The following is a 14468-nucleotide window of genomic DNA, read 5'->3' on the forward strand; positions in this document are numbered from 1 at the left end:
CGCCGCCATGGTCCTGGCCGGCGCCTCTCCGGGCGCCGAGACCTTGCGCCGCGCCCTGGAGCAACCCCTGCGGGTCGCCGGCTTCGACATCCACCCCACGCTTTCCATCGGAGCCGTGGACGCTCACGGCGGCATCGACGCCCCCGAGGCCGCTGAACTGCTGCGCCGCGCGGAACTGGCCGTGGAAGCCGCCAAGACCCATGGCCGCGGCGGCGCCGCCGCCTATGGCCGCGGCATGGAATCGGACGGCCTTTCGCGCCTGGCGCTGGAGGGCGACCTCAAGGGCGCGCTCGGCCGCGGCGAGCTGGTGCCCTTCTATCAGCCGATCGTGCGGCTCTCAACCGGCGCGCTCTCCGGCTTCGAAGCCCTGGTCCGCTGGCGCCATCCGCGCCGCGGCCTGCTGATGCCCGACACCTTCCTGCCGCTCTGCGAGGAGATGGGCCTGATGGAGGAGCTGGGCGCGATGATGATGCGCGAGGCTGCCAAGCAGCTGGCCGCCTGGCGGACGAAGCACAAGGCCGCCGGCGAACTGACCGTCGCGGTCAACCTGTCGACCCACGAGATCGACCGGCCGGACCTGGTCTCCGACGTGGCCGCCATCCGCCGCGAGACCGGTCTGCCGCCCGGCGCGCTGAAGCTGGAAGTCACCGAAGGCGACGTCATGCGCGATCCCGAGCGCGCGGCCGTGATCCTGGCGGAGCTGCGCGGCGCCGGGGCTGCGCTGGCGCTGGACGACTTCGGCACCGGCTTCTCCTCGCTGAGCTACCTGACGCGCCTGCCGTTCGATACGCTGAAGATCGACCGCTACTTCGTGCGCACCATGGCCACCAACGAGGGCTCGCTGAAGATCGTCTCCTCGGTGGTCAAGCTGGGCCAGGACTTGAACCTCGAGGTCGTCGCCGAGGGCGTCGAAAACGCCGGCATGGCCCGCCAGCTCCTGTCGCTGGGATGCGACTACGGCCAGGGCTTCGGCTATGCCCCGGCGCTGTCGGCCCAGGAAGCCGAGGTCTATCTCAACGAAAGCTATGTCGACGGCGCGGCCCCGGTGAAGGCCAAGGGTTCGCGGGGCTAAGCCCGGCCGGCCGCCGAACTCAGCCGCTGTGGATCGACCCCCAGCTTGCCAAGCGCGCGGCCCCATTTGCGTCCGAAGTCGTGGCCGAAGATCAGCTCCTCATCGGCGTCGCAGGTCAGCCAGACATTGGCCTTGAGCTCGTCCTCCAGCTGGCCCGCACCCCAGCCAGCGTAGCCAAGCGCCAGCAGGCTCTTCGACGGCGCGCCATTGTGGCTGGCCATGGCCTCCAGCACCTCGCGGGTGGCGGACAGCGCCACCCCGGGGCCGACCTCCAGGCTCGCTTCGCCCTCGTAGTCGGTGGAATGCAGCACGAAGCCGCGCTCGCGCTCCACCGGCCCGCCCACCAGCACCAGGTCCGGCGGAAGGGTGATGGTCGCCTTGATGTCGAGCTTGTCCAGCAGGTCCGGCACGGTCAGGCCCTCGACGGGATTGTTCACCGCCAGGCCCATGGCGTGCTCCTCGTCATGGGCGCAGACGAGGATGAGCGCGCGCTCGAACCGCGGGTCGGAGATCCCCGGCATGGCGATCAAGAGCTGGCCTGAGAAGAAGCCGCCTTCCATGCCCCGACATTTGCCTTCGGATTGGACGCTTTCAAGGCCTTATCGCCAGCCCGAGCTTGCCCTGCGCCGAGATGACGCTATCTGCCTAGGGTAATTCCAGGAGGACGGACCCATGACCATCAAAGTCGGCGACAAGCTGCCCAGCGTGACCCTGACCCAGGCGACCGCCGAGGGGCCCAAGCCCGTCACCACGGACGAATTCTTCGCAGGCAAGAAGGTCGCGCTGTTCGCGCTGCCGGGCGCGTTCACGCCAACCTGCTCGGCCAAGCACCTGCCGGGCTTCAAGCAGCTGGCCGGCGAGATCAAGGCCAAGGGCGTCGACGTGATCGCCTGCCTGTCGGTCAACGACGCCTTCGTGATGCGCGCCTGGGCCGAGGATCAGGCGGTGGGCGAGGACATCGTCATGCTGGCCGACGGCGGCGCGGCCTTCACCGATGCGGTGGGCCTGGCCTTCGACGCCTCGCGCTTTGGCATGGGCAAGCGCTCGCAGCGCTATTCCATGATCGTCGACGATGGCGTGGTGAAGGAGCTGAACATCGAGGAAGGCGGCGAGTTCAAGGTGTCGGCCGCCGACTATCTGCTGGCCCAGCTCTAGCCCTTCGCCGCCGCCAGGATCGGGCCTCCAGGGCCCGCCTGCAGCAGGATGGCGGTCTTCAGGCCGGCGGGTGCGGCGGGCACGGGGAAGCTCTTTGCCCCGCCGTCCCACTCGCCGAGCCGGATCAGTTCCCGCACAACGTTCTTGTGCGGCAGGGTCTTGCCGGTGTTCTCGCCGCGTTTGACCGGCACCTGCACGATGTTGGGGTCATAGCGCACCAGCCAGACCGCGGCGGGATGCGAGGGCGCCGCGCCGGCAATGGCGACCGCTGCACTGCTCAGGACCACGCTCGGTCCGCCGGCGGCCAATAGAGCGCGCTTCAAGGCGGCGTCTATCTCGCCGACGCTGCCGCCCACCGTGTCGAGCCGGCCGTTCACCACCACCTGCGGAGTGCCGACGTTGTTGTGGCGCAGGCCCTTGGCGTAGTCCCACTGGCGCTCGGTGAACGCCTTCTGGGCGAAGGTGTCCTTCCAGCCGAGGTCGTCCCAGTAGGTGACCCCGAAGCTAAGCGCTAGAATCTCCGGCCGGGCCGAGATCGCCGCCAGCGCCGCATTGGCCGGCGGGCAGGAAGAGCAGCCCTGGCTGGTGTAGAGCTCGACAACCTGCACGCGCGCGGCGGGCTGGGCCCGCGCGGCGCCGGACAGCGGCAGCGCCAGGCAGAGGGCCAGTCCGGCCAGGGTTCGAACGTTCATCAGCTAATCTCCGGTCAAGCTCGACCCAGGTTCGCCGGGCGCGCGGCTTTGGTTACGCCCCCGGCTTCGCGCCCAGGTTGAATAGGCTTGAGACCAGCGAAATGAGCGCCCACTGAATTGGTTAACGGGCCGCCGTGCTCCACGGGGAAGCTGGTGCCGTGGGGGATTAAGCAGTTGAAAAACCTACTGACAGGCAGCGCCCTGGCGCTGGCGGCCGCCTTGACCCTTGGGGCGTCTGCCGCCCACGCGGCCATCGACATCACCGTGACGCCGTGGCTAGCGCCCAACGCCTACGGCTCGCCGAGCTTCACCCCGGCCGCCGCCAATGCGGTGGACGCGCTCTACAACGGCCAGACCAGCGGCGGCGCGCCGGGCACGCCGTCCTACTTCCAGGCGCAGTCCAACGTCCTGGCCAGCGAGACCATCGTCACCGACTTTGCGTCCTGGAAGGGTCAGGTCGATCCCGGCGTCACCGTTGGGCCCGCCTTCGCCAACGAGTACGGCAACCGCATGACCTTCGGCGTCTCGATCGTCGGCACCGGCGGGACCATGTTCTCGATCAGCGAATTGTCCTTCAACGCCGTCTCGAACGACGCCAGCGACGCCCTGGGCTTCGGCTTCAACGCCGGCGACTACGACTACAGCGACGGCAATTATGTCGGCGTCCTCTACGGCGCCGACGGCGTGCTTGGGGGCGGCGACGACACCTTCGTCACCAGCGGGCCGAACACCCAGCTGGTCAACGCCATCTTCGGCCGCGGGTCGGGCAATTCGTTCGAGAACGATCCTTCCGACCCGGTCTCGACGCTCGCGGAACAGGAAGCCTCACTGGAAGCGGCCGCCTCCTTCGCGGGCCAGCCGACGCAGTTCACCGGGACCTACCGGATCGGCGATTTCAACGGGTCGGGGACATTCGACATCGCCGTGCCGGAACCGGCGAGCTGGGCGCTGATGATCCTGGGCTTCGGCGGCGTCGGCGCGGCTCTGCGCCGCCGTCATAGGGCGCTTGTCACCGCCTGAGCCGGCGCCGGGCTTCGACACGAGGGCCGCCTCCTCGCGAGGCGGCCCTTTTGTTTGCAGGCCGGACGGCTTCGGCTACCACCTCTGGCGGCGTAACCTTTTGGCGGTTGCGCGCGAACTCTTCCGTAGGCGGCGTTGGACGAGATCGAACCCAGACTGAAAGGCCTGATGCTCGCCGGTCTCGCTGGGGAGGCCGGGCCCTATCGCCGGCTCCTGGATGAGCTCAGCGGCTTGCTGCGGGCCTACTACGGTCGCCGCTGCCCGCCGGGCCTGGACGCCGAAGACCTGGTGCAGGAGACGCTGATCGCCGTGCATACGCGCCGCGCCACCTATGACGCCGGCCAGCCCTTCACCGCCTGGGCCTATGCGATCGCACGCTACAAACTGATCGACGCGCTGCGCCGCGGCCGCTCCCACCTGCGCGCCCCGGCCGAGGAGGCCGACGCCCTGTTCGCGTCCCTCGGCGCGGCGGGCGGCGCCGAGGCCGCCATGGCCGCGCGCGACCTGGAACGCGTCATGGCCGACCTGCCGGCGCGCACCCGGCAGCTGATCCGCGAGACCAAGGTCGAAGGGCTCTCCACCCGTGAGGCGGCTGAGAATCACGGCATGACCGAGTCGGCGGTGAAGGTCGCCATCCACCGCGGCCTGAAGGCGCTCGGCGGCAGGTACGCGGACCCTGGGCAAGGGGGTTCCGGATGAACACCGATGACCTGATCGCCAGCCTGTCGGCCGACCTGCCCCGGATCGCGCCCGGCGCCGCCGCGCGCCGGGTGGCGCTGGGCCTCGGCCTGGGCGCGCTCGGATCGGCCGTCGTGATGCTGGCCTGGCTTGGGCCGCGCCCGGACCTCGCCCAGGCCGTCGCCACGCCGATGTTCTGGATGAAGTTCGGCTATGCGGCGATCACCGGCCTGATCCTGGCGCTTTTGCTCACCCGCCTGTCCAAGCCCGCCGCGCGGCTCGGCGCCTTGGCCGCGGTCGCCGCCATTCCCTTCGCCATCGTGGTGGCCATGGCCCTGATGCGCTACGCCCAGGCGCCGTCGGAGGCGCATCGCGCGATGCTGATGGGCCATTCCTCGATGCTCTGTCCCTGGCGGATCGTGGCCATCGGCCTGCCGCTGCTGGTCGGGGCGGTCTGGGCGGTGAGGGGGCTGGCGCCCACCCGGCTGTGGGCGGCGGGCATGACCGCCGGAGCCTGCGCCGGCGCCTTGGGCGCGGCGGTCTACGCCATCGCCTGCAACGAGACCTCCGCCCCGTTCCTGGCCATCTGGTACACCTTGGGCATGGCCCTGGTCGCGGCCCTGGGCGCGGTGGCGGGCTCGCGGCTCCTGCGCTGGCGCTAGCCGCTACTTCTTGGCGTGGCGTTCCTGCTGCGCCAGCTCGATCTGGCTGGCCGTCTGCGGCAGCTCGTCCAGGGTCAGCTTCCCGTCGTGGCGCTTGTCGAGCAGGTTGAACCGGCGGTCGGCGGCGGCCAGGAATTCCTCCTTCGTGACGCGGCCGTCCAGGTTTGTGTCCGCCGCCCGGACCGGCTCGGCCTCGGCCAGCAGGCTGTAGGCCGCCGCGCCCAACAGTTCGCGGGCCGTCGGCCGCCTGGCGCCCAGCCCCGGAAGCGGCCCCCGCGCGCCCGAGGACTGGTTGGCGTCCTCATTGCTTGGCGCGCCGAGGGCGTTGGCGATCGCGCTCTGCTGGACGTAGATCAGCTGGGCGCCGTCGCGGCTGGGGACATCGTCCGCCAGCTCGATCCCGGGCGTCCTCACGCCCGGCCGCGCGTCCAGCCGACTGGTCGACGTCAAGAACAGGTCGGGCAGCACCTTGGATTCGTAGAAGGCGATCTTCGGGCCGTCGAGATAGCCAGCGTCGTCATAGTCCAGCGCCTCGAAGAAGCCCTTGTGGTCGGCGCGGAACTCCTCACGGGTGATCACCCCGTCGTGGTTCAGGTCAGCCTGCTTGAACCACAGGGCCACCGGATAGGGATCGCCCGGCCTGCCGCGATAGGGCTCGCCGCAGGGGCTGACGAACAGTTGGGTGAAACCGCCCGCCACGCGGGTCTGGCCCTGGGCGGCGCTGCGATCTGCCGCCACGCCAAAGGCCAACGCCGCCAGGCCCAGGGTGATGGTCATTGCGCCAAGCTGTCGCCGCATAGGTCTTCCCTCGGTCGAGTGCATCCAGACCCTACGACAGAACTTCGACATCGGGGCGCCAAGACTGTTTCATCTGCGACACCGACGACTCGGTGCGTTTCAGGCGCCCGGCAGGGCCGGGACCGGCTCCTGGCCCAGGCAGACGGCGACGCAGCGCCGCGCCAGCAGATCGCCCGGGTCGAGGAACGGCGCCTTGACGTCCTTGGCGCCCAGCACGAGCGGCGCCTCCGTGCAGCCGGCGATCACCGCCTCGGCCCCGTCTGCGACCAGATCGGCGGCGTAGGCGGCCATCTCGGCGCGGATGGTCGGGCCGAGGTCGCCGCTCTTGATCTTGTAGATCGTGGCCATGAAGTCATCCTGCCGCTGCGGCGACAGGGCGAGGATGCCCATGGCCTGGGCCGCGAGGTATTCGCGATAGAGGCGCAGCGCGCCCTTGGTGCCCAGCACGCCGACCCGGCGCGCGCCCAGGTCGCGCGCAGCCGCCGACCCGGTTTCGATCAGGTCGATCAGCGGCAGGCCGCTGGCCCGCTGGATCAGGTCCGCATGGGCGTGAGCGGTGTTGCAGGGCATGGCCAGCACGTCGGCGCCCGCGCCGGCGAGCGCGCCCGCCATCTCGGCGAGCACCGCGCCGGCCGCGGCGCTGGTCGGGCCGTTGCGGTCCGGCACCTTGGGGTTCAGGTCCATCAGCACCCGGATGTGGTCCTGGTCGCTCTTGGCCGGGGTGTAGGCGTGCAGCTTGTTCAGGAATTCCAGGGTCGCCGCCGGGCCCATCCCGCCCAGCACGCCGAGGACGAGGGAGGTATCGCTCATTCCAGGTTTCCGTCGAGGACCGACTGGTAGCCGAACAGGCCCTGCGCGCCGCCGGTGTGCAGGAAGACCACCGTCTCGCCGTCGAACTTGCCGGCCCTGGAGAGCGCGATCAGGCCCTTCATCGCCTTGCCGGTATAGACCGGGTCCAGCAGGATCGCGTCGGTGCGGGCCGCCAGTTTCAGCGCCTCGATCACCTCCTGGTCGACCAGGCCGTAGCCCGCGCCGACATAGTCGCAATCCGCCACCACCATGTCGCGGGTCACCCGCTCCTTGTGACCCAGCAGGTCGGCGGTTTCGACGGCCAGCTTATAGACGTTGGCTTCCTGGGTTTCTTTCGGCGCGCGCACGCCGATGCCCAGGATCGGGATGTCGGCGCCCATCACCGCGATGCCGGCTACCAGGCCCGCGTGGGTGCCGGCGCTGCCGGTGGCGGTGACGATGCGGTCGATCTCCAGGCCCATCTCGTTGGCCTGGTTCACCAACTCGAGCGCGCATTCCACATAGCCGAGCGCGCCGATGATGTTGGAGCCGCCGCCCGGGATCACATAGGGCGTGCCGCCGCGCTCGGCGACCTCGGCCGCCACCTTGGCGAGTTCGGCGTTCATGTCCGTGCCGCCTGGCACCCGGCGGATCTTGGCGCCCATCAGCTCGTCCAGCAGGACGTTACCTGACTGGGTGTAGTCGACGGCGTTGGAGCCGGTGCGCTCCTCGAGGATGACCTCGCACTCCAGGCCGAAACGGCAGGCCGCGGCCACGGTCTGGCGCACGTGGTTCGACTGAACCGCGCCCTGTGTCACCAGCGTCGTGGCGTCGTTGGCGAGCGCGTCGCCCAGCAGATATTCGAGCTTGCGGGTCTTGTTGCCGCCGCCGGCGAGACCCGTGCAGTCGTCCCGCTTGATCCACAGCTCCGGCCCGCCGCCGGGCGAGGTCGCGAGCGCCTGGGTCAGCCTGGGAAGCGGCTCCAGCGGCGTGGGAAGATGGGCGAAGCGGAGGGGATTGAAACGGGACAGGTGCATGGGCCCCGCGCTTACATCGAACTCGACGCAAGCGACAGCCCCTCGGGGCGATTTCCCTCCCCTTCATGGGGAGGGTGTCGAGCGTCAGCGAGGCGGCGGGGGGAAGCCTTGACGGGGTGGGAAGCTAGGGCCGCTTGCCCTTTGGCAGGGCCGCGGCCTCCGCCGGGGTGAGCTTGGTGACGCTGGAAACGATGCAGCGGGCGCCGCGTACGCTGACGTCCCAGTCGATCGGCTTGCAGAACAGGCCCTGGGTGCGGTTGCGCAGCACGATCGGGTCGGAGGAGGTCGCCGCGGCCAGGCAGTTGTCCGAGGTGGTCAGGCGATAGGTCGCCGTGCCGTTGTAGTCGAAGTAGAGCGTGTGGTCGTCGCCCACGGTGTGATTGCGCAGCCACTCGGGGCGCAGGCAGCTGTCTTCCGCCGCCGACGCCTGGACCGCATAGGCCGCCGCGCTGAACGCCAGCGCCGCGGCGAGGCCTGCCAGAACAAGACGCTTCATGATCGTTTCTCCTGATCCTCTTGGCCCCGTCCCTGGGGTAAAGCTAACACGCTTCAGCCTGTTGCGACGACCGCGGACAACGCCTCGCCGTGGGGGGGATTTGGCGGGCAGGCCTGCTGTAGGATCTGCGCCAGTTCCGCCTGGCCATAAGGCTTGGCGAGCCGCAGCAGGTCCTCTCCCGCCCCTGGCGGAAGCTCGGCGTAGCCGGTCGCCAGAACCACCGGCATCCCCGGATAGTGCAAGCGGATATCGCCGGCGAGCTGCAGGCCGTTGACCTGCGGCATGGCGAAGTCAGTGATCACCAGGTCGGGCGTGATGCGGCTCAGCAGCACCATCGCTTCCGCGGTCGAGGTTGCGGCGAGGACCCGATGCCCCATGTCCTCCAGCATCGCAGCTGTGTTGGTCAGGACGAGTTCGTCGTCGTCCACCGCCAGGACGGTAAGGACACGCTGCGGCGCGCTGGCTTGCAGCGCGCGCGCCAGGACGCGTTCGACGCCCACCGAATCCGCGTGCGGCAGCCACAGTTCGATCCGCGTGCCTTCTCCCGGCCGGCTCTTCAGCACCAGGCGACCGCCCGATTGTTCGGCGAGGCCGTGGACCATCGGCAGGCCCAGGCCGGTGCCCTTGCCGATCCCCTTGGTCGTGTAGAAGGGCTCGGTGGCGCGGGCCAGGGTCTGTTCGTCCATGCCGATGCCCTCGTCGGTCACCGACAGGCGGACATAGGCGCCGGCCGGCAGGCCCAGTTCGTCGGCCTCGCCGACGGTCTCGTCGCTGGCCTCGATGGTGATGGTGCCACCGTCGGGCATGGCGTCGCGGGCGTTGACCGCCAGGTTGAGCAAGGCCGTTTCCAGTTGGTTGGCGTCAGTCAGGGCCGGCCCCAGGCAGGCGGCGAAGCGGGTGCGGATCTGGATCGAGGGGCCGATGGAACGTTCGATCAGGCCGGTCATGCCGGCCACCAGGCACGGGATGTCGACGCCGTGGAGCGTCAGGTCCTGCTTGCGCGCGAACGCCAGCATGCGCTGGGTGAGGGTGGCCCCGCGCTGGGCGCCCTGCATGGCGTTCTCCAGCAACACCGAGGCCTTGGGATCGGGCGGCAGTCGCTTGCGCAGCAGTTCGAGGCTGCCCATCACCGCCATCAGCAGGTTGTTGAAGTCATGGGCGATGCCGCCGGTGAGCTGGCCGATGGCGTCCAGCTTCTGCGCCTGGAACAGTAGCTGGCGCGCCCTCTCCAGCCTCTGTAGCGCGTCCCGCCGTTCGGTGATGTCGCGGGTGATCTTCGCAAAGCCGATCACCTCGCCGAAGTCGCCGCGGATCGGGTCGATGACCACATGCGCCCAGAAGCGGCTGCCGTCCTTGCGGACCCGCCAGCCCTCCTTCTCGAAGCGGCCCTCGCTGGCGGCGGTGCGCAACGCCTTTTCCGGCTCGCCGGTCTGCCGGTCGCCGTCGGTGTAGAAGCGCGAGAAGTGCTGGCCGACGATCTCGGCGGCCGCATAGCCCTTGATCCGCTCCGCGCCGGCGTTCCAGCTCGACACGTGGCCCGTCGGGTCCAGCATGTAGATGGCGTAGTCGGTGACGCCCTGCACAAGCAGGCGGAACTGCTCCTCGCTGCGCTTCAGGCTCTCCTCGGCGCGTCGGCGCTCGGTGAGGTCGCGGGTCACCTTGGCGAAGCCGATCAATTCGCCCGCGGGGTTGCGGATCGGGTCGATCACCACGTGGGCCCAGAAGCGCGCGCCATCCTTGCGCACGCGCCATCCTTCCTTCTCGAACCGGCCCTCGCCCGCGGCAGTCGCCAGCGCCCTGGCCGGCAGGCCGGTTGCGCGGTCTTCCTCGGTGTAGAAGCGCGAGAAGTGCTGGCCGATGATCTCGTCGGCCCCATAGCCCTTGAAGCGCTCTGCGCCCGGGTTCCAGCTGGCGACGTTGCCCTCGACGTCCAGCATGTAGATGGCGTAGTCGGTGATCGCGTCGACCAGCAGCCGGTAGCGGTCGTCCTCGCGCGGGCCGATTTCAACCGCATCCAACGCCATCGCAACTCCCAGAAGCGCGTCGCCGCGCGCACCCACCGCTAGCGTCAATGCCTAGCGAAACCAAAAGGTTCCCTCGGTCACGCCCTACTAGCGACCCTGGAACACCGGCGCGCGCTTTTCGACGAAGGCCTTGGCCGCCTCGCGGTGGTCGTCGGTCCGCCCGGAGTGGACGTGGTGGGTCACCTCCAGGTCGAGGCAGTCGTCCACCTCGCCGCCCATGGCCCGATTGAGGTTCTCCTTCATGTAGCGGAAGCAGACCTGCGGGCCCTGGGCCAGGCGCAGCGCGATCTCACGGGTCTTCGCCGCCAGCGCTTCGGGCTCGCACACCCAGTTTGTCAGACCCAGGCGCAACGCCTCCTCGGCGCTCACCCGGTCGGACAGGAAGTAGAGTTCTCGCGCCTTGGCCGAGCCGATCAGCTGGGTCAGGAAGTAGGTGCCCCCGTAGTCCCCGGCGAGGCCCACCTTGGCGAAGGCGGTGGTCAGGAAGGCGGTGCTCGCCATGATCCGCAGATCGCAGGCCAGCGCCAACGAAAAGCCAGCCCCGGCCGCGGCGCCGGGCAGGGCGGCCAGCGTCGGCTTGGGCATCTTGAACAGCCGCCCGGCGGTGTCGCGCTGATTGACCCGCTGGCGGTGGATCGCCTCGTCGATGGACGGGCCGCCGCCGGGCCCGGCGTTGCGCTCGTTCATGCCCTTCACATCGCCGCCGGCGCAGAAGCCCTGGCCGGCGCCGGTCAGGACGACGCACCTCACCGCCGGATCCAGCTCGGCGGCGGCCAACTGGCGGCCCAGCGCCTGGTTCATCGCATCGCTCATGGCGTTGCGCGCCGCTGGCCGGTTCAAGGTGAGGGTCAGCACGCCCTCGTCCAGGTCGGCGAGCAGGTCTTCGGTTCCGGTGTCGATCGCGGCCATGGCCGATCCTCCCTCATGTCGTTGGCGCGAACCCTAGGCCTACCGGCGTCCCAAACGGAAGCCCGGCTTGACGCCCCGCTGCGGCATGCGCCTAGGGTCGTCCAAACCAAAACAAGGGGAGCAGACGCCGATGCGCCTTCGACAGATCGCCCTGGTGGCCGGTGACCTGGACGCCGCCGAAGCCGACATCCGCGCGGTGCTGGGCCTCGACTACGCCTATGCCGATCCCGGGGTCGGCAAGTTCGGCCTGAAGAACGCGGTCTTCCCCATCGGCGAGACCTTCCTGGAGGTGGTCTCGCCCAAGCAGGAGGGCACCACCGCCGGGCGCCTGCTGGAGAAACGCGGCGGCGACGGCGGCTACATGGTGATCCTGCAGGTCAGGGACATCGAAAAGGCGCGCGCCGGCATTGCCGCGGCCAAGGCCCGCGTGGTGGAGCAGGCCGACCTGCACGGCGGCACGGTCGCTATGAGCCATGTCCACCCGAAGGATATCGGCGGCGCCATCCTGTCGCTGGACTTCATGCACCCCTGGGAGCGCTGGGAGTGGGGCGGTCCGGTCTGGCGCGAGCACGTGCGCACGGACGTCTCCACCGGCATCGTCGGCGCCGAGCTGCAGGGCGAGGATCCCTTCGCCATGGCGACCCGCTGGGGCGCGGTGCTCGGCCGCGAGGTCGAGCCCAAGGGCGACTACTGGCGTATCGGCCTGGACGACGGCGGCGAGCTGCGGTTCGTGCGCGCCGACGATGGCCGCGGCGAAGGTCTCGGCCGTTTCGACGTGGCCGTGCGCGATCCCCTGGCCGTCCACGCCGCCGCCAAGGCCCGCGGGCTCGTCGGCGCGGATGGTGACGTAGTGCTGTCGGGGACCCGGGTGCGCCTGGTGCAAGCCTAGGGCTTCACGCCGTTCGGCAGGGCCGCGGCTTCGGCTGGCGTCAGCTTGCTGATGTCGTCGATCAGGCAGCGGGTGGAAAGCCCGCCGCCGCCGGCCAGGGTGGCGCGCACGTCCAGGTCGTCAGGCTCGCAGATGCTCCCCGAGCCGGCGCGGGCGGTCAGCTCGATCGGATCGCTGGAAGAGATGCCGCCCAGGCAGACGTTGCGCATGGTGACCCGGTAGACCGACTTGCCGCCGACGCTGAGGTAGAGCGTGTGGCTGTCGCCGACCGTGTGGCCGCCGATGTCCTGGGTGCGGAAGCACTGTTTGGCGGCGGCCTTCGGGGCGGCGGGCGCTGGCGCAGCGGCGACGGCCAGGGCCGCGGCGCTGATCAGCATGACAGCTGGCTTCATGGCGTTCTCTCCGAACCTTTTGGCGCCACTTTAGTAGCGCCGCCGTAACGGTCCAGCGCCGCCGTAACGGTCCAGCGCCGCCGGGGATGGGCCTCAGCCGCCCGAGAAGCTCGACCGCTTCGGCGCCGGCGTCTTCTCGATCAGCGGCATGCCGCACTCCGGGCAGGCGCCGGGCGCCGGGAACTCCTTGCCGTCGGCCGCGCAGCCGCAGGGCGGGCAGACATAGACCTTCGGCTTGGCGGGCTCCTGCGCCATCGCCGCCCCGGCCAAACCCGCCGCGCCGACCGCCAGCACGCCCAGCCGCAGGAAGCGGCGCCGATCCGAATTGCACATGATCTCGCTCCGTCGAAAGGACGGCCGAGTGGAAGCCGGGCGACGGCCGTCCGCAAGCCAAGGAACTGCCGAAGATCGCGCGAATGCAGACATTCGGCCTTCCGCCGCGCGGCCTTCGGGCTTACCGTGCCGACCTTCCTCGGGGCGCCGCCGCAGCGGCTGAGAGGCGGGTTCTTCCCCGCGACCCGTCGAACCTGATCCGGGTCATGCCGGCGAAGGGAAGGGACGCTGCCAGCCGACGCCCCCAGACCGACGCCCGTGGTCCGTCACGACGCTGGAGCACGCCATGAACAAGCCCACCGCAGCCTTCGAGCCCGCCCAGATCCCCACCGGCGAACGGCCGGGGTCGAAGAAGGTCTATCAGCCCGGCGTACTCTGGCCCGACATCCGCGTGCCGTTCCGCGAGGTGGCCGTGCACCCGTCCGCCAACGAGCCGGCGCTGACCCTCTACGATCCCTCCGGCCCCTACACCGACCCCACCACGGCCATCGACATCGAGATGGGCCTCGCCAAGACCCGCGAGCCCTGGGTGGTCTCCCGCGGCGACATCGAGCTCGTCGAAAATCCCCGCCAGGTGAAGCCGGAAGACAACGGCTTCGCGAAGGGCGCGCACCTGGCGCCCCAGTTCACGGCCCCGCGCCGCGTCTACCGCGCCAAGGCCGGCGGCAACGTCACCCAGCTGGAGTACGCGCGCCGCGGGATCATCACCCCTGAAATGGAATACGTGGCGATCCGCGAGAACCTGCGCCGCCAGGAGAGCGACCCCTTCATCCGCGACGGGGAGGACTTCGGCGCCGAGATCCCCGACTTTTGCACTCCGGAATTCGTCCGCGACGAGATCGCCCGCGGCCGCGCCATCATCCCGGCCAACATCAACCACACCGAGCTCGAGCCGATGATCATCGGCCGCAACTTCCTGGTGAAGATCAACGCCAACATCGGCAACTCCGCGGTGCTCAGCCACGTCGCCGACGAGGTCGACAAGATGGTCTGGGCGATCCGCTGCGGCGCCGACACGGTCATGGACCTGTCCACCGGCCGCAACATCCACAACATCCGCGACTGGATCGTGCGCAACTCCCCCGCGCCGATCGGCACGGTGCCGATCTACCAGGCGCTGGAGAAGGTAGGTGGCGTGGCCGAGGACCTGACCTGGGAGGTGTTCCGCGACACCCTGCTCGAACAGGCCGAGCAGGGCGTCGACTACTTCACCATCCACGCCGGCGTGCGGCTGGCCTATGTGCCGCTGACCGCCAAGCGGGTGACCGGCATCGTCAGCCGAGGCGGCTCGATCATGGCGAAGTGGTGCCTCAGCCACCACAAGGAGAACTTCCTCTACGAGCACTTCGAAGACATCTGCGAGATCATGAAGGCCTACGACGTCTCCTTCTCGCTTGGCGACGGCCTGCGTCCCGGCTGCATCGCCGACGCCAACGACGCCGCCCAGTTCGGCGAGCTGGAGACGCTTGGCGAACTCACCCAGATCGCCTGGAAGCACAATGTGCAGGTGATGATCGAGGGC

The 14468-nt window shown here is 69.6% G+C and carries 17 protein-coding genes and 1 riboswitch; of the genes, 7 read left to right on the forward strand and 10 right to left on the reverse strand.

Annotation, left to right across the window (positions count from 1 at the left end; genetic code table 11):
* A partial coding sequence (locus E8A12_RS21290) for a GGDEF domain-containing phosphodiesterase (RefSeq protein WP_293372621.1) occupies positions 1–1072 on the forward strand: 1072 nt, incomplete at its 5' end.
* Here the strand turns inward: E8A12_RS21290 and E8A12_RS21295 are convergent.
* Entirely contained in the window at positions 1069–1632 is a 564-nt protein-coding gene (locus E8A12_RS21295; protein WP_293372623.1) for a YqgE/AlgH family protein, read from the reverse strand. The two genes, E8A12_RS21290 and E8A12_RS21295, sit on opposite strands and share 4 nt — an antisense overlap.
* 112 nt (positions 1633–1744) lie before the next feature.
* On the opposite strand from E8A12_RS21295, the gene E8A12_RS21300 reads away from it, so the two are divergent.
* Positions 1745–2227: a peroxiredoxin gene (locus E8A12_RS21300; RefSeq protein ID WP_293372625.1), complete on the forward strand. Its 483-nt coding sequence runs from the start codon at positions 1745–1747 to the stop codon at positions 2225–2227.
* Here the strand turns inward: E8A12_RS21300 and E8A12_RS21305 are convergent.
* Positions 2224–2919 (reverse strand): DUF1223 domain-containing protein, encoded by a 696-nt coding sequence (locus E8A12_RS21305; RefSeq protein ID WP_293372627.1) that lies wholly within the window; start codon positions 2917–2919, stop codon positions 2224–2226. The genes E8A12_RS21300 and E8A12_RS21305 overlap by 4 nt on opposite strands.
* Positions 2920–3093: 174 nt before the next feature.
* Here E8A12_RS21305 and E8A12_RS21310 point away from each other — a divergent pair, with 174 nt between their 5' ends.
* The 3 genes from E8A12_RS21310 (at position 3094) to E8A12_RS21320 (ending at position 5279) form a co-directional block, all read left to right on the forward strand.
* A complete protein-coding gene (locus tag E8A12_RS21310; RefSeq protein WP_293372629.1) occupies positions 3094–3939 on the forward strand; it encodes a PEPxxWA-CTERM sorting domain-containing protein in 846 nt (281 codons plus the stop codon).
* Positions 3940–4074: 135 nt separating this feature from the next.
* On the forward strand, positions 4075–4638 hold the full coding sequence (locus E8A12_RS21315) for a sigma-70 family RNA polymerase sigma factor (RefSeq protein WP_293372631.1): 564 nt from the start codon (positions 4075–4077) through the stop codon (positions 4636–4638).
* On the forward strand, positions 4635–5279 hold the full coding sequence (locus E8A12_RS21320; RefSeq protein ID WP_293372633.1) for a DUF1109 domain-containing protein: 645 nt from the start codon (positions 4635–4637) through the stop codon (positions 5277–5279). Before E8A12_RS21315 ends, E8A12_RS21320 begins: the two co-directional genes overlap by 4 nt.
* A 3-nt stretch (positions 5280–5282) precedes the next feature.
* Here E8A12_RS21320 and E8A12_RS21325 read toward each other — a convergent pair whose 3' ends face one another.
* From E8A12_RS21325 to E8A12_RS21350, 6 genes are all read right to left on the reverse strand, one after another.
* Positions 5283–6077 carry an EF-hand domain-containing protein gene (locus E8A12_RS21325; RefSeq protein ID WP_293372635.1) on the reverse strand — a complete coding sequence of 265 codons (795 nt, stop codon included), beginning with the start codon at positions 6075–6077 and terminating at the stop codon, positions 5283–5285.
* 99 nt (positions 6078–6176) lie between these two features.
* Positions 6177–6887, reverse strand: a complete 711-nt coding sequence (locus tag E8A12_RS21330; protein WP_293372637.1) for an amino acid racemase — start codon at positions 6885–6887, stop codon at positions 6177–6179.
* A complete protein-coding gene (locus E8A12_RS21335) occupies positions 6884–7903 on the reverse strand; it encodes a D-cysteine desulfhydrase (RefSeq protein ID WP_293372639.1) in 1020 nt (339 codons plus the stop codon). The genes E8A12_RS21330 and E8A12_RS21335 overlap by 4 nt, the downstream gene beginning before the upstream one ends.
* A 124-nt stretch (positions 7904–8027) precedes the next feature.
* A complete protein-coding gene (locus E8A12_RS21340) occupies positions 8028–8399 on the reverse strand; it encodes a hypothetical protein (RefSeq protein WP_293372641.1) in 372 nt (123 codons plus the stop codon).
* A gap of 53 nt (positions 8400–8452) precedes the next feature.
* Positions 8453–10423, reverse strand: coding sequence for a PAS domain-containing sensor histidine kinase (locus tag E8A12_RS21345; protein WP_293372643.1), 1971 nt, complete (start codon positions 10421–10423; stop codon positions 8453–8455).
* A gap of 87 nt (positions 10424–10510) precedes the next feature.
* On the reverse strand, positions 10511–11332 hold the full coding sequence (locus tag E8A12_RS21350; protein WP_293372645.1) for an enoyl-CoA hydratase: 822 nt from the start codon (positions 11330–11332) through the stop codon (positions 10511–10513).
* Between the two features lie 130 nt (positions 11333–11462).
* Here E8A12_RS21350 and E8A12_RS21355 point away from each other — a divergent pair, with 130 nt between their 5' ends.
* The gene (locus E8A12_RS21355; RefSeq protein ID WP_293372647.1) at positions 11463–12221 is read left to right on the forward strand and encodes a VOC family protein; all 759 of its coding nucleotides are present in this window, start codon (positions 11463–11465) and stop codon (positions 12219–12221) included.
* Here the strand turns inward: E8A12_RS21355 and E8A12_RS21360 are convergent.
* Both E8A12_RS21360 and E8A12_RS21365 read right to left on the reverse strand, forming a co-directional pair.
* Positions 12218–12613 carry a DUF6491 family protein gene (locus E8A12_RS21360; RefSeq protein WP_293372649.1) on the reverse strand — a complete coding sequence of 132 codons (396 nt, stop codon included), beginning with the start codon at positions 12611–12613 and terminating at the stop codon, positions 12218–12220. The genes E8A12_RS21355 and E8A12_RS21360 overlap by 4 nt on opposite strands.
* A 93-nt stretch (positions 12614–12706) precedes the next feature.
* Positions 12707–12946 carry a heavy metal-binding domain-containing protein gene (locus E8A12_RS21365; protein WP_293372651.1) on the reverse strand — a complete coding sequence of 80 codons (240 nt, stop codon included), beginning with the start codon at positions 12944–12946 and terminating at the stop codon, positions 12707–12709.
* A gap of 130 nt (positions 12947–13076) precedes the next feature.
* Positions 13077–13184: riboswitch (TPP riboswitch) on the forward strand.
* 48 nt (positions 13185–13232) lie between these two features.
* Here E8A12_RS21365 and thiC point away from each other — a divergent pair.
* A partial coding sequence (gene thiC, locus E8A12_RS21370) for a phosphomethylpyrimidine synthase ThiC (RefSeq protein ID WP_293372653.1) occupies positions 13233–14468 on the forward strand: 1236 nt, incomplete at its 3' end.

Origin of the sequence: Phenylobacterium sp. (genome assembly GCF_004799395.1) — a bacterium.
Lineage (GTDB): Bacteria > Pseudomonadota > Alphaproteobacteria > Caulobacterales > Caulobacteraceae > Phenylobacterium.